The 20,802-nt window shown below is 41.8% G+C and carries 20 protein-coding genes; 15 read left to right on the top strand and 5 right to left on the bottom strand.

Features of this window, described 5'->3' with window-relative positions:
- Positions 1 to 76: 76 nt before the first annotated feature.
- Both CWD77_RS00345 and CWD77_RS00340 read right to left on the bottom strand, forming a co-directional pair.
- A complete protein-coding gene (locus tag CWD77_RS00345; RefSeq protein ID WP_240596575.1) occupies positions 77 to 1,186 on the bottom strand; it encodes a glycosyltransferase family 4 protein in 1,110 nt (369 codons plus the stop codon).
- 9 nt (positions 1,187 to 1,195) lie between these two features.
- Positions 1,196 to 2,329 carry a glycosyltransferase family 4 protein gene (locus CWD77_RS00340; RefSeq protein WP_101071209.1) on the bottom strand — a complete coding sequence of 378 codons (1,134 nt, stop codon included), beginning with the start codon at positions 2,327 to 2,329 and terminating at the stop codon, positions 1,196 to 1,198.
- 88 nt (positions 2,330 to 2,417) lie between these two features.
- Here CWD77_RS00340 and CWD77_RS00335 point away from each other — a divergent pair, with 88 nt between their 5' ends.
- From CWD77_RS00335 to rodA, 14 genes are all read left to right on the top strand, one after another.
- Positions 2,418 to 3,392, top strand: a complete 975-nt coding sequence (locus CWD77_RS00335) for an NAD-dependent epimerase/dehydratase family protein (protein WP_101071208.1) — start codon at positions 2,418 to 2,420, stop codon at positions 3,390 to 3,392.
- A gap of 4 nt (positions 3,393 to 3,396) precedes the next feature.
- On the top strand, positions 3,397 to 4,953 hold the full coding sequence (locus CWD77_RS00330) for an Ig domain-containing protein (protein ID WP_165779036.1): 1,557 nt from the start codon (positions 3,397 to 3,399) through the stop codon (positions 4,951 to 4,953).
- Positions 4,916 to 6,055: an A/G-specific adenine glycosylase gene (mutY, locus tag CWD77_RS00325; RefSeq protein WP_240596573.1), complete on the top strand. Its 1,140-nt coding sequence runs from the start codon at positions 4,916 to 4,918 to the stop codon at positions 6,053 to 6,055. The genes CWD77_RS00330 and mutY overlap by 38 nt, the downstream gene beginning before the upstream one ends.
- Positions 6,052 to 6,891, top strand: coding sequence for a TIGR02757 family protein (locus CWD77_RS00320; RefSeq protein ID WP_101071206.1), 840 nt, complete (start codon positions 6,052 to 6,054; stop codon positions 6,889 to 6,891). Before mutY ends, CWD77_RS00320 begins: the two co-directional genes overlap by 4 nt.
- Positions 6,892 to 7,073: 182 nt before the next feature.
- Positions 7,074 to 8,126, top strand: coding sequence for a recombinase RecA (gene recA, locus CWD77_RS00315; RefSeq protein ID WP_101071205.1), 1,053 nt, complete (start codon positions 7,074 to 7,076; stop codon positions 8,124 to 8,126).
- A gap of 3 nt (positions 8,127 to 8,129) precedes the next feature.
- Complete coding sequence (locus tag CWD77_RS00310) at positions 8,130 to 8,828, top strand: regulatory protein RecX (RefSeq protein WP_101071204.1); 699 nt, start codon at positions 8,130 to 8,132, stop codon at positions 8,826 to 8,828.
- The gene (locus tag CWD77_RS00305; RefSeq protein WP_101071203.1) at positions 8,821 to 9,930 is read left to right on the top strand and encodes an AI-2E family transporter; all 1,110 of its coding nucleotides are present in this window, start codon (positions 8,821 to 8,823) and stop codon (positions 9,928 to 9,930) included. The genes CWD77_RS00310 and CWD77_RS00305 overlap by 8 nt, the downstream gene beginning before the upstream one ends.
- 76 nt (positions 9,931 to 10,006) lie before the next feature.
- Positions 10,007 to 10,582 (top strand): phosphoribosylglycinamide formyltransferase, encoded by a 576-nt coding sequence (purN, locus tag CWD77_RS00300; protein ID WP_101071202.1) that lies wholly within the window; start codon positions 10,007 to 10,009, stop codon positions 10,580 to 10,582.
- 13 nt (positions 10,583 to 10,595) lie between these two features.
- Entirely contained in the window at positions 10,596 to 12,170 is a 1,575-nt protein-coding gene (gene purH / locus CWD77_RS00295) for a bifunctional phosphoribosylaminoimidazolecarboxamide formyltransferase/IMP cyclohydrolase (protein ID WP_101071201.1), read from the top strand.
- 103 nt (positions 12,171 to 12,273) lie between these two features.
- Complete coding sequence (locus tag CWD77_RS00290; RefSeq protein WP_101071200.1) at positions 12,274 to 13,344, top strand: rod shape-determining protein; 1,071 nt, start codon at positions 12,274 to 12,276, stop codon at positions 13,342 to 13,344.
- Positions 13,345 to 13,359: 15 nt separating this feature from the next.
- Positions 13,360 to 14,187 carry a rod shape-determining protein MreC gene (gene mreC / locus CWD77_RS00285; RefSeq protein WP_101071199.1) on the top strand — a complete coding sequence of 276 codons (828 nt, stop codon included), beginning with the start codon at positions 13,360 to 13,362 and terminating at the stop codon, positions 14,185 to 14,187.
- Complete coding sequence (locus CWD77_RS00280) at positions 14,184 to 14,663, top strand: hypothetical protein (RefSeq protein ID WP_101071198.1); 480 nt, start codon at positions 14,184 to 14,186, stop codon at positions 14,661 to 14,663. The genes mreC and CWD77_RS00280 overlap by 4 nt, the downstream gene beginning before the upstream one ends.
- Before the next feature lie 2 nt (positions 14,664 to 14,665).
- On the top strand, positions 14,666 to 16,528 hold the full coding sequence (gene mrdA / locus CWD77_RS00275; protein WP_101071197.1) for a penicillin-binding protein 2: 1,863 nt from the start codon (positions 14,666 to 14,668) through the stop codon (positions 16,526 to 16,528).
- Entirely contained in the window at positions 16,515 to 17,765 is a 1,251-nt protein-coding gene (rodA, locus tag CWD77_RS00270) for a rod shape-determining protein RodA (protein ID WP_101071196.1), read from the top strand. Before mrdA ends, rodA begins: the two co-directional genes overlap by 14 nt.
- Here rodA and CWD77_RS00265 read toward each other — a convergent pair.
- Positions 17,745 to 18,389 (bottom strand): ribonuclease HII, encoded by a 645-nt coding sequence (locus CWD77_RS00265; RefSeq protein ID WP_101071195.1) that lies wholly within the window; start codon positions 18,387 to 18,389, stop codon positions 17,745 to 17,747. The genes rodA and CWD77_RS00265 overlap by 21 nt on opposite strands.
- A 121-nt stretch (positions 18,390 to 18,510) precedes the next feature.
- On the opposite strand from CWD77_RS00265, the gene CWD77_RS00260 reads away from it, so the two are divergent.
- Positions 18,511 to 19,620 (top strand): vWA domain-containing protein, encoded by a 1,110-nt coding sequence (locus CWD77_RS00260; RefSeq protein WP_101071194.1) that lies wholly within the window; start codon positions 18,511 to 18,513, stop codon positions 19,618 to 19,620.
- A 61-nt stretch (positions 19,621 to 19,681) separates the two neighbouring features.
- On the opposite strand, the gene CWD77_RS00255 is transcribed toward CWD77_RS00260, so the two are convergent.
- Positions 19,682 to 20,227, bottom strand: a complete 546-nt coding sequence (locus CWD77_RS00255; RefSeq protein ID WP_101071193.1) for an OmpH/Skp family outer membrane protein — start codon at positions 20,225 to 20,227, stop codon at positions 19,682 to 19,684.
- An 18-nt stretch (positions 20,228 to 20,245) separates the two neighbouring features.
- Positions 20,246 to 20,767 carry an OmpH/Skp family outer membrane protein gene (locus CWD77_RS00250; RefSeq protein WP_101071192.1) on the bottom strand — a complete coding sequence of 174 codons (522 nt, stop codon included), beginning with the start codon at positions 20,765 to 20,767 and terminating at the stop codon, positions 20,246 to 20,248.
- Between the last annotated feature and the right edge of the window lie 35 nt (positions 20,768 to 20,802).

The following is a 20,802-nucleotide window of genomic DNA, read 5'->3' as shown; positions in this document are numbered from 1 at the left end:
TTACATTTTCATTAATCGGGTAAATATACCGAGTATTACGTTTCTATCAAATTATTGTAACGTGACAATTACCTATTTAATTCACGCTTTTGAGGAAGTGAATATACTTGTCTACGACAGAGTCCCAGTTAAAGTTTTCCCTAACATATTTTTCTGCCGAGTTTGACAACTCTTCGAGATTATCACTCAACACTTTATTCACTTTAGAAGCAAATGCATCCTCATCACCATGCGGAACTCTGTAACCATTTACTCCCTGTTTTATTACGTCTTTTATTCCTTCCAGATCGGAAGCTATTGCAGGTACTCCCGCCCGGTTTGCCTCAAGAAGCACTATCCCAAATCCTTCCATATCTCCCTCCACTGGAATATTTGGCATTACAAATAAATCAGCTCCTGCATAAGCAGCATTTAATATATGATCGGGCTGCTTACCGGCAATGATAATTCGGTCTTTATCTGCAGACCGCTCTCTTGCCTGATTAATATTTTCATTTTCCGGACCATCTCCAACCATTAAATAGATTGTGTTCTTATCAATCTTATGAAATACATTGTCGATAAACCATTGATGACCTTTTCGCTTCACTTGCCTGCCTACCGTCAAGAGAAGTTTTTTGTTTGTCAGATCTATGTTGAACTCTTTCTCTAACAGTGACCGAGCCTCGTCTTTTTCAGGTAATTTTTTTAGGGCATTCATATCAAAACCATTGGGAAGTGCTACTCCGATCTCCGGAGACATCCCACGATCTATACAGGCTTGCCTTGTAGCTGAAGATACAGAGATGACTCCCTGCAGATTTTTAAATACATATTTAATGTACCATTGATAGACAAAAAAGGGCAACGTAACATCCTGCCCGTGATTAATGGTAACACACGGTGGTTCAGGCTTACGAATCATGAACGGAAGTACGCCGGCCGTTACCATCGAAGAGAAAAGAATGACATCGGGATTAAACTTTTTGATTCCCGAAGGAATCCTCCATAAAAGCGAAACCAGGAAGAAAAAACTTTTGACTCCTATAAACTTCCAGGTAGCATTTAATATGATTGTTTCCATCTCTACGTCATCGCGACGCTTCATGGCGTTCACCATCTGAATGCTTACATTTTGCATTCCTCCCACATTTTCGAGAGGCTGATCTTTTGGAGGATGTAGATGTGATATATAAAGTATTCGCACGCTTACTGCTTATAAATCTAATACTTGCTCGTAATAGCTGAGCAATTTTCCATTAATATTTTGCCAACTGTAATTTCCGGCTTTTTGCAGCGAAGCATTAGCCATTTTTTGTCTTAGATCCGGGTTGAGAACCAATTTTTCAATATACGAGTAAAACAGATCACTTTTTTCGACCGGCGCAAGATATCCATTCCCGCCATGATCTACCAACGATTTACTGCCAACTGCATCAGCAACTACACAGGGCAATCCGCTGGCCATTGCTTCGAGGGTTACATTTCCAAATGTCTCAGTATCTGATGGGAAAAAAAAGATATCGCTGTTCGCGTAAGCTTTGGATAATTCATCGCCTGTCAGGAATCCTGTATAAACTGCATTTGGCAGAATTTGTTTCAATTCATCACCTGCGGGCCCATCACCTACAATCATGGCTTTCAGATTTTTATACTTTTCCTGAAGGCGTTTTACAACATCCGCGTATAACTTCAGGTTTTTCTCCCAAACTAAGCGCGAAACAAACGAGACTACAACATCATCGGGTTTAAATCCATGCTTTTTCCTCCAGTCATCACTTCGGTTTTCCGGGTTGAAATGGTCTGTATCAATACCCCGCGACCAAATTTTAAGATCGGCAACCACCCCCATCTCCTCAAGCCACTCGGCCATAGATGGCGTAGGAACGTAGAGCTGTTCGCAATGACCGTAAAACCAGTTCAGATATTTCCAGAGCAGCGGCTCCAAAAAAGAGAGCTTGTAATATTTAAGGTAACTGGTAAAGTGGGTGTGGTAGGATGAAACAACCGGCTTATCGAAATCCATCGCCCATCGCAATGCTTTATATCCCAGCAGATCCGGTGTTGCAATGTGAACCAGGTCCGGATCAAACTCATGCAGATGTCTTTTGGCTTCGGATGATAAAGATGTCGACACCCGGTATTCCGGCCGGCCCGGTAAACTTACAGAAGGAACAGATACAAATGTTCCTTCATGCTCTAAAGCAGGTTGATCTATTGTGGGACCAAAAATCCTGAATTCAATATCGTTCTCCAGCATAAACTTAACCATACGGTTTAGCGTTAGAGAAACTCCATCCCGAATATGGTTATAATTTCCTGTGAATAGCGCTACTTTGAACCTGCTCATATGGTTTTAATGCAATGGGCAACTTTGTATCTTAGACAAATTCCCGTTTGGGTTGTTAGATTTCTAAAGCCTTGAATATACAAATTAAATGAACGCATTTGTTACCGGTGGAACCGGTTTTATTGGAAGCCATCTTGTAGACTCTCTCATTGACCACCCGGATTATGATAAAATCAAATGCCTGGTCAGAAGCAGCGAAAAATGGCTGGATGGAAAGAAGTACGAAAAAATTAATGGCCATCTCCATTCCATTAACGTCATCGACAAAGCTTTAGATGATGTCGATGTGATATTTCATATTGCCGCGATTGTAAAAGCCCCTACCCAGGCTGAGTTTAATTATGCCAATGTTGAAGCCACAGAAAACCTGCTTCGTTTGGCCATGAAAAAGGGGATCAAAAAAATGGTCATTTTATCTTCTTTAGCGGCAGCCGGTCCAAGCGAAGGAAGGCCAAAGACAGAATCAGATCGGATGAACCCCGTAAGCATGTACGGAGAGTCTAAAAAAAGAATGGAAGAGATGGTGAAAGAGGTAGCCACTGATGATATGTCGATCACCATTTTACGTCCACCAGCAGTCTACGGACCGCGCGAGGATCAGATTTATACCCTCTTTAAAATGATGAAATTCGGTGTTGCACCCATTGTTGGAGACGGAAACCATCCCGAATTATCCATCGTCTATGTTAAAGATGTAGTTTTAGCTATTTTAAAAGCTGCCGAACAGAAAGAAAAAGGAATCCACACTTATTTTATCAGTGGTGATAAAGTTGCCAACTGGAATATGATTCGTAACATAGTAACAACCGTTTTAGACAAAAAAAATATCCCAATTAAGTTAAATCCGAAATGGGTTAAAAAGATTGCAGCAACGGTTGAAACAACTGCATCATTTTTTGGTTTATATCCCGTTATTAACCGGGAAAAAGCGAACGAAATGATCCTGGAGTGGACATGTTCGCATGAAAAGGCAACCCGAGAATTAGACTATCAACCTGAATATTCGCTCGAAGAAGGAATTTCGCGTACTTTGAGATGGTACAAAAAACATGGATGGCTATAGCTTAATGATGAAAAAATTTCTACCACTCACATTTTTACTTCTTTTTATCCTGGATGCCGGCACAATGGTGTTTGCTCAATGGTCTCACGACTTCAGGCACCGGATGGAAATCCCTGAAATTATAAATGTACACAGCTCAGAAACGCACCTCTACGTACTGTCTGAAAGCGAAGGGCTGATCGTTTTCCGAGCGAATGAAGATTCTCTCCAATGGCTCTACTCATCTACCGGTATGCAGCAGCGAGGAAACTCTATAGAGAGCGATATTCGATTTGCGTACATTTACGGGAGTAACCGCAGACTAACCATTGTTGAACCTACATCCGTTCTTGGAGTCTACTCATCAACAGTTATGCCTGCCAGTCCAAAATCAGTAGAAAGAGTTGCAAATAATCTCTACATCGCCTTGGGAAATACAGGATTGGGCAAATTAAGCCTTGAAACTCCTGAATCGGTAGATGCTTCTGTTGAATTTCCTTTTGAGAACATTTTAAATGGCAATGACATCCAAAGCCTGGCATCAGATAGAAACCGAACATTATATGTTCTGAGCAATGGCAATCAAATTGACATCTTCTCTCCCTCATCAGACGAGGATGAAGAGGGTAATCTGGAGCACAATGAAAGTGTAGAAACAGAGCGCAATATCGAAAAACTATTTATTACAGATGACGAACTGATTGGAACAGACCAATCCGGTAACATATTCCTGATCAATTCGGATGGCAAAATGCGCCAAACTGCCCAGACAAATAGCGCTGTAGATAAATTAGAAATCTGGAATAATCATTTAGTGGTCCGTACCGTAGATGAAAATTTATGGATTGGTGAATTTGGCTCAGAATTGACTGAATGGAAATCAGACGGTGATGCCGGAAACTACTTTACGGTTACTGAAGAGCAGCTTTGGGTGTCTGAATTTAATCAGATTTCGCCGGTGGTTTTAACTTCGGGTGATAACTCAGGTTCAAACCGCTCATCTGCTTCAGAATTAGCTCTTCAACCCATAGAGGATATTACTCTGCCCTTTCCCCGTCCGCTGATTTTACCGATCAAACTTGAAAGCAGTTATGAACCCGGCGAAGTTTCCTTCAGTTACAGTTCATCATTCAATAACGCGAGTATCCGGGGAAAAACATTTTACTGGCAACCATCTGCCACCCAGACGGGGCGACATAGAGTGACCATCACAGCTACAAACTCTTCCGGACAGAGTGATAGCGAGGAATTTATGATTGACCTCCGTCCGTTTAACGCTCCACCCAGATTCTCTTCAGCAAGACCTATTTCTATTCCGGTTGATGAATCCTTTGAATATAAAATTGATGCCATCGACCCGGATGGAATGAATCAGGACCTAATCCGTTACCTGGGAGTGGATCTTCCTGATGGCGCACGAATAAATGAAAGAAATGGACGATTTACCTGGACACCAAATATCCGCCAGGTGGGTTCGCATACTTTCCAGGTAATTGCAACGGATCAATTTGGAGCCGCTGCATCTCAGGATTTTGAAATCCGGGTTGTGGAAATGGAAGAATCCAATTCAGACCAAGAGTGATAGAGTGGCTTACAGCTTTTCACAACAACTTCTCGACTGGTACTACAAAAACAAACGAGACCTGCCCTGGAGGCAGACAGATTCTCCCTACGAAATATGGGTCTCTGAAATTATGCTTCAACAGACTCGTGTTGAAACTGTAATTCCATATTATGAAAGGTTTTTAGCAGCTTTTCCCACCGTCTACGATTTGGCTGATGCTAATCAACAGCAGGTTCTGAAACTCTGGGAGGGACTCGGATACTACAGCCGTGGCCGGAATTTGCACCAGGCAGCCAAAATGGTGGTTGATCATTTTGAAGGAAGCATACCTTCTGACTACAATACAATTACAGAACTAAAGGGAATTGGCCCATACACGGCAGCTGCAGTTTTGAGTATCGCATTCGACAAAAAACACGCGGTTGTGGATGGAAATGTGATTCGCGTTCTGACACGGTATTATGGAATTGAAGAAGATATCCGATCCGGCAAAACCAAAAAGAAAATCCAAACTTTCGCGGATGATCTGATTCCATTTGATAAACCCGGAGATTTTAATCAGGCTGTAATGGAACTTGGAGCAACAGTCTGTACCCCTAAAAACCCGCTTTGCAATCAATGTCCTCTTTCATCGGATTGTGTTGCCTATCAAGCCGTAAAGACAGAAACCATTCCATATAAATCACCGGCCAAAAAAATTCCACATCATCAAATTGCGGTGGGACTCATTGTTAATCAACAAAATGAACTGCTAATTGCGTTACGCCCCAATGATGCCATGCTTGGCGGTTTATGGGAATTTCCCGGCGGAAAAAAAGAGAGCGGTGAATCTTTGACTCAAACCGTTCAACGCGAGCTGGAAGAAGAACTGGGGGTAAAAGTGGATGTATTCAATAAATTCAAAGAACTAAAACACGCCTACTCTCATTTTAAAATTACACTGCACGCCTATTGGTGCGTCATCACCACAGGTAATCCCAAACCTATTTCCGGTCAAGAACTGCGATGGGTATCTCTTTCCGAGATTGATCAGCACCCTTTCCCCAAAGCTAATAAGACGCTGATTGAAGAGTTACATCAGATGGATAATAGTGATCTTACCAGGTTTGTTAATTCATGAATATTCGTCCTCCACTTCGAAAAAGGTCACGTAAAGCTTTAATGGAGCTCAAACCCCTACTCGACAAAATCAATGATGAAGTAGAACAAGCGGATTACATCCGGTATGATCCCGTTCAGTTTATGCACATGTTTTCAGAAAAAAAGGATATTGAGGTTGCCGGATTTTTGGCTGCAACAATGGCCTGGGGCAGGCGGGATATCGTTGTGGCAAAGGTCGATGACCTGCTAAAACGGATGAACTACCATCCATATGAATTTGTGAGAAGTTACACCCAAAAAGATTTTGAAGTACTTAAAGGTTTTAAACATCGCACCTTCAAACCAATCGATATTCACGGTTTGATTCTGGCACTCCAACAAATCTACACAGATTACTATGATTTTGAGTCGTTCTGGGAAAAGTGCAGAGCATTAGGCAGTGAACAGCAGAGACCCTTTTTAGCCATTTTTCATGAAGAGTTTTTTTCCATGAGCAGTGACTTTGCTGAACGAACCCGAAAGCATGTATCAAATCCCGAAAAAGGCAGTACCTGTAAACGTCTCTACATGTATCTTCGATGGACTATTCGGAAAAACAGTCCGGTTGATTTAGGAATCTGGAACTTTATGGAACCCTCCGAACTGTTAATTCCCTTTGATGTACATGTGGCCCGACAGGCAAGGAAGTACGGACTGATCGCTCGCAGAACCGATGACTGGAAAACTGTACATGAACTTACTGAAACGTTATCCGTCCTCAATCCGAAAGACCCTGCAAGGTACGACTATGCACTTTTCGGCATTGGTGCGCTCGATTACTCATTACCCAAACGGTTTATTTTAAATAAAGTCTGAGCCCCTGATTACGGGCTTTCGAAAAAAAATTAAAATATTTCTGTAAGGAACCTGTCGAATTTGTATCATACATATAAATCGAACATATACTGAATTCTTTCTGATACAGGATGACAATATGTTGACACCGGATTTTCTTAGATTGTATCAGAATTAATTAAACAACCTATAATTAGATTACCATGGCAAAAGAAAACGACAAGGCAAAAGCAATTGATATAGCAATCGGACAGATAGAAAAGCAGCATGGTAAAGGCACTGTGATGCGCCTGGGAGACAATCCCTACAACGAAGTGGATGCGATTTCCACCGGCTCCATCATGGTTGATTATGCGCTCGGCGTGAGCGGAATTCCACGAGGGAGAGTCACAGAAATTTACGGTCCTGAAGCGAGTGGTAAAACAACATTGGCACTTCAAATTATCGCACAGGCTCAGAAAAAAGGCGGTTATGCTGCGTTTATTGATGCGGAACATGCGTTTGATCCCAAATACGCCCGGAATCTTGGAATAAATACGGACGAATTACTCGTATCTCAGCCGGACAGTGGCGAACAAGCACTGGAAATTACCGAAACACTGATTCGCTCCGGAGCTTTGGACGTGATCGTTGTTGACTCCGTTGCCGCACTTGTACCGCGCGCTGAACTTGAAGGAGAAATGGGAGATTCACATATGGGTCTCCAGGCAAGATTGATGTCGCAGGCACTCCGAAAAATTACCGGTGTTGTAAGCAAAACCCGAACAGCATGTGTATTTATCAACCAGGTTCGTGAAAAAATTGGTGTGATGTTCGGTAATCCAGAAACCACAACCGGTGGTCGAGCCTTGAAATTTTACTCTTCTGTTCGGATCGATATTCGTAGAATCGGGTCGATCAAGAAAGGGGACGAAGTATTGGGAAACCGAACCAAAGCCAAGATTGTGAAGAACAAAGTTGCCCCGCCATTTAAAGTGGTTGAGTTTAATATTCTGTATGGACAGGGAATATCCCGAATTAACGAAGTTCTCGACCTCGCCGTGGAGTATGATATTATTGAAAAACGCGGAAGCTGGTACCGATACGACGGAGAACCAATTGGTCAGGGAACCGATGCGGCCATACAGTTTCTCGAAGAGGACGAAGAGCTTGCAAACAAGATTGAACAGATTGTTCGCAAAAAACTAATGCCGGATGAAAATCCGACCGAAGAGGAACCCAAAGAGAAAAAGACCGCTGAAGCGGGTAAAAAGTAATCGATGAAGAATAACCGGGACAAAAACAGATATGATAAACCGGATATTTCAGAAAAACTTCCTCTGAAAATCACCTCCATCTCTCCTCAAAAAAAGCGGAAAGATCGCTTTTCGCTTTTTCATGAGGATACATTCCTGGTTGGCGTTTCTTCTCAAACACTTATTGACCATTCACTAAAAAAAGGCGTTGAACTAACGCCTTTTTTATTTGATCAGATAACCCAATCAGAAGAGTATCAGAAAATTAAGGATACATTCTACTATTACCTCAGCCGCAGAGATCACGGTTCATTCGAGCTTAAGCAGAAGGGACTAAAAAAAGGCTACCCCAAAGATATAATCGATGATGTAATAGATGAGCTGGATCAAAAAGGTCTGCTGAATGATGAATCTTTTGCGAAAAAATTTGCCTCCGACAAGGCGGATTTCAAGCAGTGGGGGCCAATTAAAATTAAAAGTGCCCTCAGAAAAAAAGGAATCAGTAAAAATATTGCTGAAAAAGCTGTTCAAAGCATAACTAACGATTTGGACCAACAGCAGATTTGTGTAGATTTACTCATCAAAAGAAAACGGCACTTTTTGCGTGAGTCTGACCCTTTTAAAAGAAAACAAAAAATGTATCGCTATCTTGCAGGCAAAGGCTTTACCGGCTCATTTATAAAAAAAGCGATCGATAGGATTAAAAACGATTTCGATGTTTAAAAATCTGACATTCGAAAATATCTTCAAATCTATTGTGGGACTCGCAGCATTGGCTGTTGTTGCACTCATCATTTTTAATTTCATTAACCTTGTGGCATATGCGATCATTGCAATGCTGCTCAGTTACATGCTCGACCCGATTGTAAATCGTATGCAGGCATCGGGGATGAATCGAACGTTAGCCATTACGGTAACACTCTCCTCCGTTATTTTACTCTTGGTCTGGATTTCCACAAGTGTTATTCCAATTGTTGCAAATCAAATGGCAGGGCTTGCCCGACAGCTTACAATGGATAACATGATCTTTATTGCAAATCAGATCGAAATGCAACTGCGCGAATATCTGGATTTTATCCCTCCCGGTTATTTAAGAGAAAATATTGAAATATTGGCTGAAGATTTCTTCAACATCGGACGCTTTTCAGATATTTTAAGTGATCTCATAGGTATTTTCACGAATCTCTTTGCCGCATTTTTAATCATTCCATTTGCAACATTTTTCTTTCTGAAAGATGGATTTAAGATTCGCCGTGATCTGCTTGAACTGGTTCCCAATAAGTATTTCGAATCAATTCTAACTCTGATCGATAAAATTGAAACCCGATTGGGATACTATTTCAGAAGCGTCGTTTTGCAGTGTACTTTGGTAGGGATTGCATCCTGGCTGGCTTTATCCTTTGCAGGCTTGAATAACGCCGCATCCGTTGGTATTGCCATCGGTATATCCAATTCTATCCCCTATTTCGGTCCACTGATCGGTTACGTGCTCTCAATTATCATTTCAATTATTGAAACCGGTGATTTTTCACTTGTTCTTCCCAGTATTTTTGCCGTGCTTTTTGCGCAGATATTAGACAATGTTGTTCTGCAACCTCTCATTTTCTCTAAGTCTGCAGATATGCACCCGGTAGCTATACTATTCATTATTATGATTGGTGCTCAAACAGCCGGAATTTTGGGAATGTTAATCGCTATTCCGATCGCGACAATTATAAAAATAACCATCAATCAGGTAATCTGGAGCTTTAATAATTACCATATCTTCCGTCTGAACAGAGAAGCCGTAGAAAAACCTAAAGTTCAGGATCAACTTCAGGAGTAACCTCAAATAATGAGATGATTAATCTACCATCTTTGCCTATCTTCTTCCCGAACTGTCCACAGATAATCCTTCAGAGTTGAAAAATCTCGTCGTATTCGCATCCGGATCAGGAAGCAATTTTCAGGCAATCATAGATTCAATTAAGGAGGGCACTCTTGATGCCGGGATTGCCGGACTCATAACCGATCGACCGGGTATTGGCGCTATTGAAAGAGCAAATTCTGAATCCATTCCGGTATACACAATTAAGTATGACACTCAATCAAGTTATACTGAACAGTTGATTCATAAATTGGACGAGTGGAAACCTGATCTTATCATACTCGCCGGATATTTAAAGAAAATCCCTGTAGCGATCACAGAAAAGTATCCCAACCAGATAATCAATATACACCCCTCCCTTCTGCCTAAATATGGAGGAAAAGGGTTTTATGGATTAAATGTGCACAAGGCAGTTGTAGATGCCAGTGAAAAAGAATCCGGATGCACCGTTCATTTTGTGAATGAATTTTATGATCAGGGAGATATCATTGAACAAAAAAAAGTACCCGTTTCTCCCGATGATACTCCCGAAAGCCTGGCCCGAAAAGTTTTAAAAGAAGAACACAAACTTCTTCCCAAAGTAATTGCTGAAATTTTAAACTCTAACTGAAATCAAATCCAACGTGGCACTCAAACCCCTCTCCAATCTCCCGACAACACCTCTTAAAATTAAGCGCGCACTGCTCTCAGTTTCAAATAAGCAGGGCATTACCGATTTAGCAAATTCCCTACATGCAAATGGAGTTGAAATTATAAGTACAGGTGGCACCGCAAAAGTAATAAGGGATGCCGGTATTCCGGTTAAAGATGTGAGTGAAATCACCAACTTTCCAGAGTGTCTTGATGGCCGGGTGAAAACTCTGCATCCAAAAATTCATGGCGGTATTCTTGCCAGAACAAGTCATGATCCTGACAATGAAGAACTTCAAAAATTAGACATCGACCCCATTGAGCTCGTTGTAGTAAACCTCTACCCCTTCAAAGAAGCAATCAGTAAAGAGAATATCACTCCGGCAACAGCTACTGAAAATATTGATATTGGCGGGCCTACGATGGTAAGAGCTGCAGCTAAGAATTTTGCGCATGTTTGCATTTTAACCCATCCGGATCAATACAGTACATTTTCAGATGAACTGGAATCTGATCAGGGAATATCTTTTAAAACACGCCGACAGCTTGCAAGAAAAGCATTTGAACACACAGCTGATTATGATACTGCAATTTCTAAATATTTTACTGAGATTGATGAATTGAACCTTCCGGATCAGCTCAATGTGAGTCTTCATAAATCATCAGATTTGAGATATGGCGAAAACCCGCATCAGCAAGCTGCCATTTACGGTGAGCAAAATAAGTTCATTAATTGTTTTCACGGAAAGGAACTGAGTTACAACAATTATCTTGATATTGACAGTGCATTAAATCTGATGTCGGACTTTCAGCATGATGATCCGACCATTGCCATTTTTAAACATACGGTACCTTGCGGAGTTGCTTCGGATGAGAACCTCTCCAATGCATATCGAAAGGCCTTTGAAACAGATAAGATGTCGCCTTTTGGTGGAATTGTGATCGCTAACCGGTCAATTGATCTGGAAACTGCGAAAGCAATTGACGAAATATTCACAGAAATTATCCTTGCCCCCTCGTTTGATGAGGATGCTAAAGATCTTTTGGCTCAGAAAAAAAATCGAAGATTAGTGGAGATTCTTCAGTTTCCGTCTTCTAACACCGAGTTAACTTTCAGATCACTGTTTGGCGGAGCATTGGTACAACAACCGGATTACGAAACTATACAGACAGACGACCTGAAATCGGTAACTGAGCGTAATCCATCTGACAAGGAACTTGCAGATATGCTGTTCGCCTGGAAAGTTGTGAAGCACGTAAAATCAAACGCAATTGTTTACGCTAAAAACCGGAAAACTTTGGGGATAGGAACAGGTCAGACCAGCCGGGTCGACAGCTCTGAAATTGCGGTTGATAAAGCCCAAAAAGAGGGTTTGAACCTCGAAGAATCTGTGATTGCATCGGATGCATTTTTCCCATTTGCTGATGGAGTTGAAGCTGCTGCCAAAGCAGGTGCAACTGCAGTGATTCAGCCCGGAGGAAGTATTCGTGACGAAGAGGTGATTCAAGCTGCAAATGAAAATAACATGTCCATGATTTTTACCGGAAAACGGCACTTTAAGCATTGATAAAGAAATATTAAAATCTTATAAAGTTGAATTCGCAAATAGAGCTTCAAAATCGTATTTTTATTCGTTGCCCTAAAATTTAACCGAAAAGCCAAGCATTTCGATGTCGGATACCTATACCCCTACAAAGACAAAATCTAAAGATTCCAAAAATCAAACCAAGAAAGGACTTTTTGACTTTCTGTATACGGATATTGCAATTGACCTTGGTACGGCAAACACCCTGATCTACGCTCGCGACCAAGGGATTGTCTTAAATGAGCCATCCATTGTAGCGCTGAATAATCAAAATGAGCCGGTGGCAACAGGACATGAAGCACGTCTTATGCACGAAAAGACTCACCGAAATATCCGAACGGTTCGTCCTTTGCGAGATGGAGTTATTGCAGATTTTGAAGTTGCCGAACAGATGATCAGGGGTATGATCAAAAAAGTTAAAATGAAGTGGTACTCTACCACTCGTCAGATGGTTGTTTGTGTTCCCAGTGGAATTACTGAGGTAGAAAGAAGAGCTGTTCGCGACAGTGCCGAACACGCCGGGGCAAAGGAAGTTTATTTGGTTGATGAACCAATGGCAGCTGCAATCGGAATCGGTCTGGATGTACACGAACCTGTGGGAAATATGATTGTAGACATTGGTGGCGGTACTACAGAAATTGCTGTGATTGCACTTTCTGGGATTGTTTACGCACAGTCTGTCCGTTTAGGTGGAGATGAGCTGAACGATGACATTATCAGCTACTTTAGAAGAAATCACAACCTGTTAATTGGTGAGCGTACAGCAGAAAATATTAAGTGTGAAATCGGTTCTGCAGCTCCACTTGATGAAGAACTGGAAATGATCACCAAAGGCCGTGATCTTGTTAATGGCGTTCCCAGAACCCGGCAGGTAACATCAAAAGATGTTCGGGAAGCGATTTCTGAATCAGTAAACACAATTGTTGAAGCTATTACTAAATCATTAGAACAGACACCTCCTGAACTTTCAGCAGATATTCTTGACCGCGGCATTATGCTTACCGGTGGCGGAGCAATGCTCAAGAATCTGGATAAATTGATTATGGAGACAACCGATCTGCCTGTTCATATCGCTGAAGATCCACTCACAGCTGTTGTTCGAGGTACAGGAGCCATTCTTGAAGATATTGACTACTATCGAACTGTAATTTCTTAATACCTGCAAAACTGAATGCGACGCTTAGCTGATGCAAAAGATTACATCATTACTGCTATCATTCTGCTTGTCGCAATCGGTCTGATGGTAAGCAGACATGACGGTGGCCTGCAAAACGCGCGTAAAATATCGATTACAGTATTAAGCTATCTCGAACAACCCCTGTCGAATATTCGAATTTACCGACAAGCGCTAACTACAAACACCTACCTCCAGCGACAAAATATTTTAATGCAGGATGAGCTGAGCCGTCTCCGTTCTGTAGAACAACAAAACAGAATTTTAAGGGATCTACTCAATCTACGAGAAGAGAGTGAGCATCCCCTCATTTCCGTAAAGGTTGTAGCAAAAGAGTTGACCGGATTGAATAACTCTCTGACTATCAACGCCGGATCTGATGATGGAGCCGAGCAGGGTATGCCACTCATCAATTCAGACGGACTGATTGGCCACATCAGTTTTACAGCTGGAAAGTATTCTCAAGTTCTGCCCTATTCGAATTCTCTTTTCAGAGTGAGTGCCCGAATACAAAGTTCACGAGCGTATGGAATTGTTTCGTGGTCCGGCCGATCGGATTATGAATTAGTTTTACAATATGTACCTCAAACTATTCCGGTAGAAATTGGTCAGATCGTGGAAACCTCCGGAGCAAGTAATCAATTTCCACCCGGTATACCAATAGGTGAAATTACAGAAGTAGAGCCCGGGCGCGGCGTAGAAACTCAAACTATTTATGTGAGAGCATTTGCAGATCTATTTACTCTTTCAGAAGCGTTTATCGTCACCTTTGAGCCGGATTCCACCATCAATGAACTTCTAAATCAACAAGAAGAATTGTTTTGATTAAATCTGATACATTACGGTATCTCTTTATTGGTCTGGGTATGGTTGCCGTACAGGTTCTGTTATTTAAGAACCTGCGGATATTCGATGGCGAAGCAGATCTCGTATTGGTCTACCTCATTTGGCTCTGTACTAAACAGGGTAAAGTAGAGAGTTTAATTTTAGCCGGCTCACTGGCTTTTTTCCAGGATGCATTTACAGACCTTTGGGGACTTAACATGTTTTCAAAAACTGTAGTTGTATTTATACTACATAGCTATTTAAATCGTATATCAGAGAACAGGTTCATTTTTTGGCAAGTATTCTTGATTCTCTTAGCTGTGGCATTTCTGCATAATCTCATTTTCTTTGCACTAACCATGTTTTCTGAAACATTCGCATCCGGATATGTTTTCTGGAGTTTAGCAGTAGTAAGTACACTGATGACTGCCATTATTGGCGGATTCTTGCATTTGGTCAGAACCGACAGGGCGTAGTTATGGGAAGAAGAAGAAAACCGGAGCAGGTTAAAGCTTCCATTCGCATTTTGCAAGGTGTGATAATCATAGGATTACTTGTTCTCTTTATACGCATTTTTCAGCTTCAGATCTTGGATCACGAAAAATACTCACCTCTCAGTATGCAGAACTCACTCCGAATGGAGATGGTTCACCCTGCCCGAGGACTAATCCTAGATCGAAATGGAACCATTTTGGTTGATAATCAGCCGATTTACTCTATAACCATCACCCCCGCAAATTTTGATATGGGGAAAATTCCGTTACTGTCGGATATGCTTGGTTTGGATGAGCAAGTTATCCTTGAAAGAATTCAAATAGCTCAACAATACTCCTGGCAGCGTACATCCCGTTTATTTACAGAAGTACCTTTCGAAGTCTTTTCCATTATTCAGGAAAATTTATGGCAGCTTCCGGGTATTGGTCATCAGGTAGACAGTAAACGAAATTTTCATCCCGACCTGAAAGCGTCTCATATTTTTGGCTATCTGAGAGAAGCTTCAAGAGAAGAGTATGAGCAGTCAGACTATATTCGACTGGGTGATAAAATTGGCAAGAGCGGTATTGAAATGGTTTATGAAGACCATTTGCGCGGGGAGTTGGGTAATGAGTATATCAAGGTGAACGCTTATGGACAAGCTTTAGGCTCTTTCAACAATGGTGAGTTGGATTCTCCCCCACAGGAAGGAGGCAACTTAATCACAACCATAGATACTGAGTTACAGATATTGGCCGAGCAGTTGATGGAAAATAAAACAGGCGCACTGGTTGCTATGGATCCACAAACCGGAGCTATTTTAAGTATGGTAAGTTCGCCTCAGTATGATGTATCGCGATTAGCCGGTCGCATGGATATGGATTACTGGAGAAGCATCAACACAGACCCAAAAACTCCACTATTTAACAGAGCCATTTCCGCTCGCCAACCCCCCGGCTCGACATTTAAACCGTTCATGGCTTTGGTTGGCCTGCATATGGGATTATTTAATGAACGTACGGTACTCACAAGTCCGGGCTACTATAGGAGAGGGCGAAATTATGGAGATCTCGCAGACCCAGGTGATTACGACATTGAAAAATCTATTGCTGAATCGAGTAATTACTTTTTTTACTGGATGATGGATAGAGTTGCCTCTAACGGACAGTTAAATACCTGGTCAAATTTAATTCAAGATTTTGGCATTGGTCCTCTGAACGGAATTGATTTACCCTCTGAAAGAACCGGTATTGTACCCGACAGTACGTATCTGAATCAAACTTTTGGAGTTCGCAGGTGGAGTATCGGTGATATTATCAATCTTGGGATCGGACAGGGTTTGGTTTCTGCATCTCCTCTTCAAATGGCCGTTGCTGTTTCCAGTATCGCAAATGGCGGTTACCGGGTACAACCCCATATCGTAAATCGAATTCAGTACAGTGAGAATGACGTCCGATATACTGACCCGGAGAAAAATAAAATTGATTGGCTCAGAGAAGACCATCTTAATATTGTAAAAAAGGGGATGCGTAGAGTGATTACAGAAGGAGGCGGTCGCTTTTACACAAATATCCCTGACATTGAAGTAGCCGGGAAAACCGGAACTGCACAAAATCCACATGGAGCTAATCACGGCTGGTTCATCTCTTTTGCTCCAATGGATGATCCAAAAATTGCCATCGCTGTTTTGACAGAAAATTCAGGTTTTGGATCCATATCCGCCGCACCTGTTGCCGGGCTGTTAATTGAGAAGTACATCAATGGAGAAATCAGCCCCCAAAGAAACTGGATTCTCGATTACGTACTGAATTTCCAACCCAGAACTGAACAACCGGTTGAGGAGGTAGAGGAAGATGCACAACTCTAACGAATTTAACTGGCCCGTTCTGTTTGCATGGTTAGCATTGGCCCTGTTTGGGTTAACGGCAATCTACAGTGCTACTCAGGGCGAAGTTGCTCAATTTTTACCCGAATACATTCAGAATAATTTTGCGCGTCAAAGCGTCTGGATTGGACTCTCGTTGTTCGTCCTAATTGCCGTTCAGTTTACATCTCCGAGAACATTTCAAGGGGTTGCTTATCTCTTTTATGGGGTGACCATCATCTTAGCCATTGTTACTGTTTTTGCAGGAATTGAAGTTGGGGGGAGTCGAAGCTGGCTCTCAATTTTCGGGTTACGCCTACAGGTCAGTGAGTTTTTAAAACTTGCCACTATATTAGCTGTTGCAAACTATTTGACTCATAAAAGAGACATGACTGCTAATAATGTCAAAACTGCACTCACTACAATCTTATTCATTCTTGTTCCGGCAATCATCGTCATACTCCAAAATGATACCGGTACTGCATTGGTAATGCTCGCACTAATTCCAGTAGTTCTATTCTGGTCAGGCTTACCATACGGACTATCGCTAATTATGATTTCACCGGCAATCATTGGGTATTTCTCAGTCATTGGTCTCCCCTTTGGAATTGCTGCAGCAATCATCATCGCTGTTACCGTTCTGTTTCTGCAAAAAAGCAGATGGTATAGTCTTTCAGCCCTGGTTCTTGGGCTTGTTGTTATTGTGGGGACAGAAGTTGGACTTCAGCATATTTTACAACCTCATCAGCGAGCCAGGGTTGAAGCTTTCGTAAATCCATCTCTTGATCCTCAGGGAGCCGGATGGAACGTCTTACAGGCAACAACGGCAATCGGTTCCGGAGGTGTAACGGGTAAGGGATTTATGGAAGGAACCCAGACTCAGCTTCGATTTTTACCTGAACAGTGGACAGACTTTATCTACTGCGTTATTGGAGAGGAATTTGGATTTGTCGGGTCCAGCTTCCTGTTTATACTCTATACATTTCTTTTTCTGCGATTAATGACCATGGCAAGCACTCATAAACACCCGTTTGCTCAGTTGGTAATCATATCCATCACCTTCATATACTTTACCCACTTTGTTGTCAATATGGGAAGTGCAACAGGTGTTCTGCCTATCATGGGGGTACCACTTCCGTTTGTCAGTTATGGCGGATCTGCTTTTTTAGCCAATACTTTGATGCTGGCTGTTTGCCTCAATCTTGATCTTAACAAACGATCATTCAGTATTTACAGATAAATTATCCGGCTTGATAAACGCTTTATCAGTTCTGAGTTTAAAGGATTTCCTGTGATGTTTTGTATAGCCGAATTTTTTTAATCCATCGTAATGTGCAGCTGTAGGATAACCAACATTACTTTCCCAACCATAATAAGGGTACTCTTGATGCAGCCTGATCATAAGATCATCCCTGAATACCTTTGCCAGAATGGATGCGGCAGCTATGGATACCGAATTATCGTCTCCCTTCACTACGCACTGATACGGTATAAGCGTGTCGGTAAATCGATTCCCGTCAACCAATAAAAAGTCCGGATCCGCTCCCTTCTGTTCCGAACATTTCATCATTGCCAGGATTGACGCTTTTAATATATTCAGTTGATCAATCTCACCGGGTGAGCAGTACTGTATCGTCCAAAAAAGGGATTTTGATTGAATTTCATCGACCAGACTTCTTCTTTTTAGATCGGAGAGTTTTTTACTGTCTGTGATACCGGGGTCGAGCTTTGAATCCGGTTTTATTATGACGCCGGCAGCAACAACCGGGCCGCACAAACATCCCCGCCCAACTTCATCAAGCCCCATCACTCTTTGAAAGCCATCTCGCCATAGATTATTTTCGTATTGGTACATCTCCTTCATTCAATAGCCTGTCAAATTTTTAAAAGTCGGATTCAGCAAATTAATTCATGATCCGTGCAATGATTTTTAGATAATGAGAGTTTATAAAAATGTAAGCAGAAGATAAACCGGATGTTCACCTATGCATTTTAAATATTCAGAATGGTCTGATCGGTTCAACCAAAGTAATCAGGCTCCGTTTGATACGCTATTTAACCTATTCCAGGAACTCTTATCCATTGCGGGTGGCGATGTTTCTCAAGCGCTGAAGTGGTTAAATCAGCTGGATGAAGAGTATAATATCACAGATCAGTTTGATGACGGCTACGGTTTGGGAGATTTTATTGAAGAATTGAAAGAACGCGGATATATCCGGTTTGATGAAGAGGAGTCCGTAATGGTGCCCACTTCCAAAACAGACCGCAGTATTCGAAGAAAAGCACTGGACGAAATATTCAATCAACTGAAAAAAGGTGGGGAGGGCGGTCATAAAACTGCCCATACCGGGCGGGGCTTGGAACGACAACCTGAAACCCGTTCATGGCAGCATGGTGACGACACTTCTCACATCGACGGTACTCAAACCTTAATCAATGCTTTAAAGCATACCTCTCTCGATCAGTTTAGCCTCAGAGAAGACGATATTGAGGTCTACAACACCGATCACTACACATCTGCAGCTACGGTACTCCTGATAGATTTGAGTCACTCTATGATCCTTTACGGAGAAGACCGGATTACACCGGCAAAGAAAGTAGCCATGGCACTTTCAGAATTGATCATGAACAGCTATGAGAAAGATTCGCTGGATATCGTTGCTTTCGGAAATAAAGCCTGGCAAATAGAAATTAAAGACCTGCCATATCTTAAAGTTGGCCCATATCACACCAATACACTTCAAGCCTTGCAAATGGCTCGGCACATTCTTCAAAGGAAAAAGTTTGCCAACAAGCAGATCTTTATGATTACGGATGGTAAACCATCATGTATGGTGGAGAATGGTAAATTTTATAAAAACAGTTTTGGACTGGATCGGAAAATTGTGAATAAAGTTTTGGATGAGGCCGTCAAATGTAAGCGTGATCAGATCTCTATCACAACATTCATGATTGCCCGGGATCCATACCTTCAAAATTTCGTCCGCGAACTTACCCAGGCCAATCATGGACGTGCATACTACTCCTCTCTTGATAAACTGGGCGGGTATATATTTGAGGATTATATCCGTAACCGCAGAAAAAATGTGAAATAAAAAAAAGGCGACACTAATTATTTAGCGTCGCCTTTTTTAAAACTGTTTTACTCTGAGTCAATTAGATGTCGAGCTCAGACATTACTTCATCCGTGATATCGTACTCATCTCTAACCTGTGGTGAAACATAAAGAATGATCACATCACCGTTTGAAGTTGTAGTATTCAATACGTAGTCCAAGCCTTTTCTTTCAGCTACAGCATCAATCGCTCCCTGAATCTGCTCTAAAAGTGGGGACATCAATTCAGCTCGCTGCTGCTGAAGTTCCTGTTGAGCTTCTTGCTGCATCTGACGGAATTCGGTATCCATCGTATTTAAACGCTCCTCTTCTTCCTGACGTGCCTGCTCAGAAATCACTCCTACTTTTTGTTGATAAACTTCAACTTCCGTTTGAAGCTCACGCTCTTTCTGAACCAGTTCATTCTGCTTACGCTCAGCAAAATTTTGAAGTCGTTGCTGTACTGCTCTCATTTCGGGCATGCGTTCAAGAACCGCTCTAGGCTCTACAAACCCAATTTTCATATCCTGAGCCTGTACTGCAGGAGCTGCCATGAGTGTTGTAATTGCAATGAGAAATATGAATCCTAGTGTATATACTTTTTTCATGATAATAGAGAGTTCGTATTAGTTCTGTGTAAGTTTTTGAATAACTCGTTCTGTAATGTCTACTCCGCGCTGGGAAGAGTAGTAAACAATGGGGTCGCCTGAACTTGCCGTTTTGTTTAAAACAAAATCCAGGCCAAGCTCTTCAGATACTTCACTCATGGCTTCATCCACTCTGTTGAGAAGAGGTGAAAACAGCTCATTTTGTCGTTGCTGAATCTGACGTTGAATTCTGCTTTCCAGGTTGTTGAGCTCTTCCTGTCTTTCCTGAAACTCTTCTTCACGTTGAGCCTGCTCTTCTTCAGAAATCTCACCGGCTTCAACAAGTTCAGAGAACTCTGTCACATCCTCGATCCACACCTGGTATTGTTCCTGAAAATCGGCTTGCCTCTGTTGGATATAATCCTGTATTTGAGATTCAACCTCTTCAGTTTCCGGCAGTGCGTCAAGTACATCATCCGGATTCATGATCCCCACTTTCATCTGTCCGAAAACAGAGAGAGGCAAGAGAATGAATAGTATTGTCAGAATTGTTTGTTTCATAAATTGTCCTATTTATTAAGCGACCTAAGTTATAA

Source organism: Rhodohalobacter barkolensis (genome assembly GCF_002834295.1).
GTDB lineage: Bacteria > Bacteroidota > Rhodothermia > Balneolales > Balneolaceae > Rhodohalobacter > Rhodohalobacter barkolensis.
This window is presented reverse-complemented; position numbering and strand designations above follow the sequence as displayed.

Bases quoted from the DNA above. Each gene is read 5' to 3' on its own strand.
- CWD77_RS00340 (WP_101071209.1), bottom strand. From the start codon at position 2,329: ATGAGCAGGTTCAAAGTAGCGCTATTCACAGGAAATTATAACCATATT.
- CWD77_RS00335 (WP_101071208.1), top strand. From the start codon at position 2,418: ATGAACGCATTTGTTACCGGTGGAACCGGTTTTATTGGAAGCCATCTT.
- CWD77_RS00330 (WP_165779036.1), top strand. From the start codon at position 3,397: ATGATGAAAAAATTTCTACCACTCACATTTTTACTTCTTTTTATCCTG.
- CWD77_RS00320 (WP_101071206.1), top strand. From the start codon at position 6,052: ATGAATATTCGTCCTCCACTTCGAAAAAGGTCACGTAAAGCTTTAATG.
- recA (WP_101071205.1), top strand. From the start codon at position 7,074: ATGGCAAAAGAAAACGACAAGGCAAAAGCAATTGATATAGCAATCGGA.
- CWD77_RS00310 (WP_101071204.1), top strand. From the start codon at position 8,130: ATGAAGAATAACCGGGACAAAAACAGATATGATAAACCGGATATTTCA.
- CWD77_RS00305 (WP_101071203.1), top strand. From the start codon at position 8,821: ATGTTTAAAAATCTGACATTCGAAAATATCTTCAAATCTATTGTGGGA.
- CWD77_RS00290 (WP_101071200.1), top strand. From the start codon at position 12,274: ATGTCGGATACCTATACCCCTACAAAGACAAAATCTAAAGATTCCAAA.
- mreC (WP_101071199.1), top strand. From the start codon at position 13,360: ATGCGACGCTTAGCTGATGCAAAAGATTACATCATTACTGCTATCATT.
- mrdA (WP_101071197.1), top strand. From the start codon at position 14,666: ATGGGAAGAAGAAGAAAACCGGAGCAGGTTAAAGCTTCCATTCGCATT.
- rodA (WP_101071196.1), top strand. From the start codon at position 16,515: ATGCACAACTCTAACGAATTTAACTGGCCCGTTCTGTTTGCATGGTTA.
- CWD77_RS00265 (WP_101071195.1), bottom strand. From the start codon at position 18,389: ATGAAGGAGATGTACCAATACGAAAATAATCTATGGCGAGATGGCTTT.
- CWD77_RS00260 (WP_101071194.1), top strand. From the start codon at position 18,511: ATGCATTTTAAATATTCAGAATGGTCTGATCGGTTCAACCAAAGTAAT.
- CWD77_RS00255 (WP_101071193.1), bottom strand. From the start codon at position 20,227: ATGAAAAAAGTATATACACTAGGATTCATATTTCTCATTGCAATTACA.
- CWD77_RS00250 (WP_101071192.1), bottom strand. From the start codon at position 20,767: ATGAAACAAACAATTCTGACAATACTATTCATTCTCTTGCCTCTCTCT.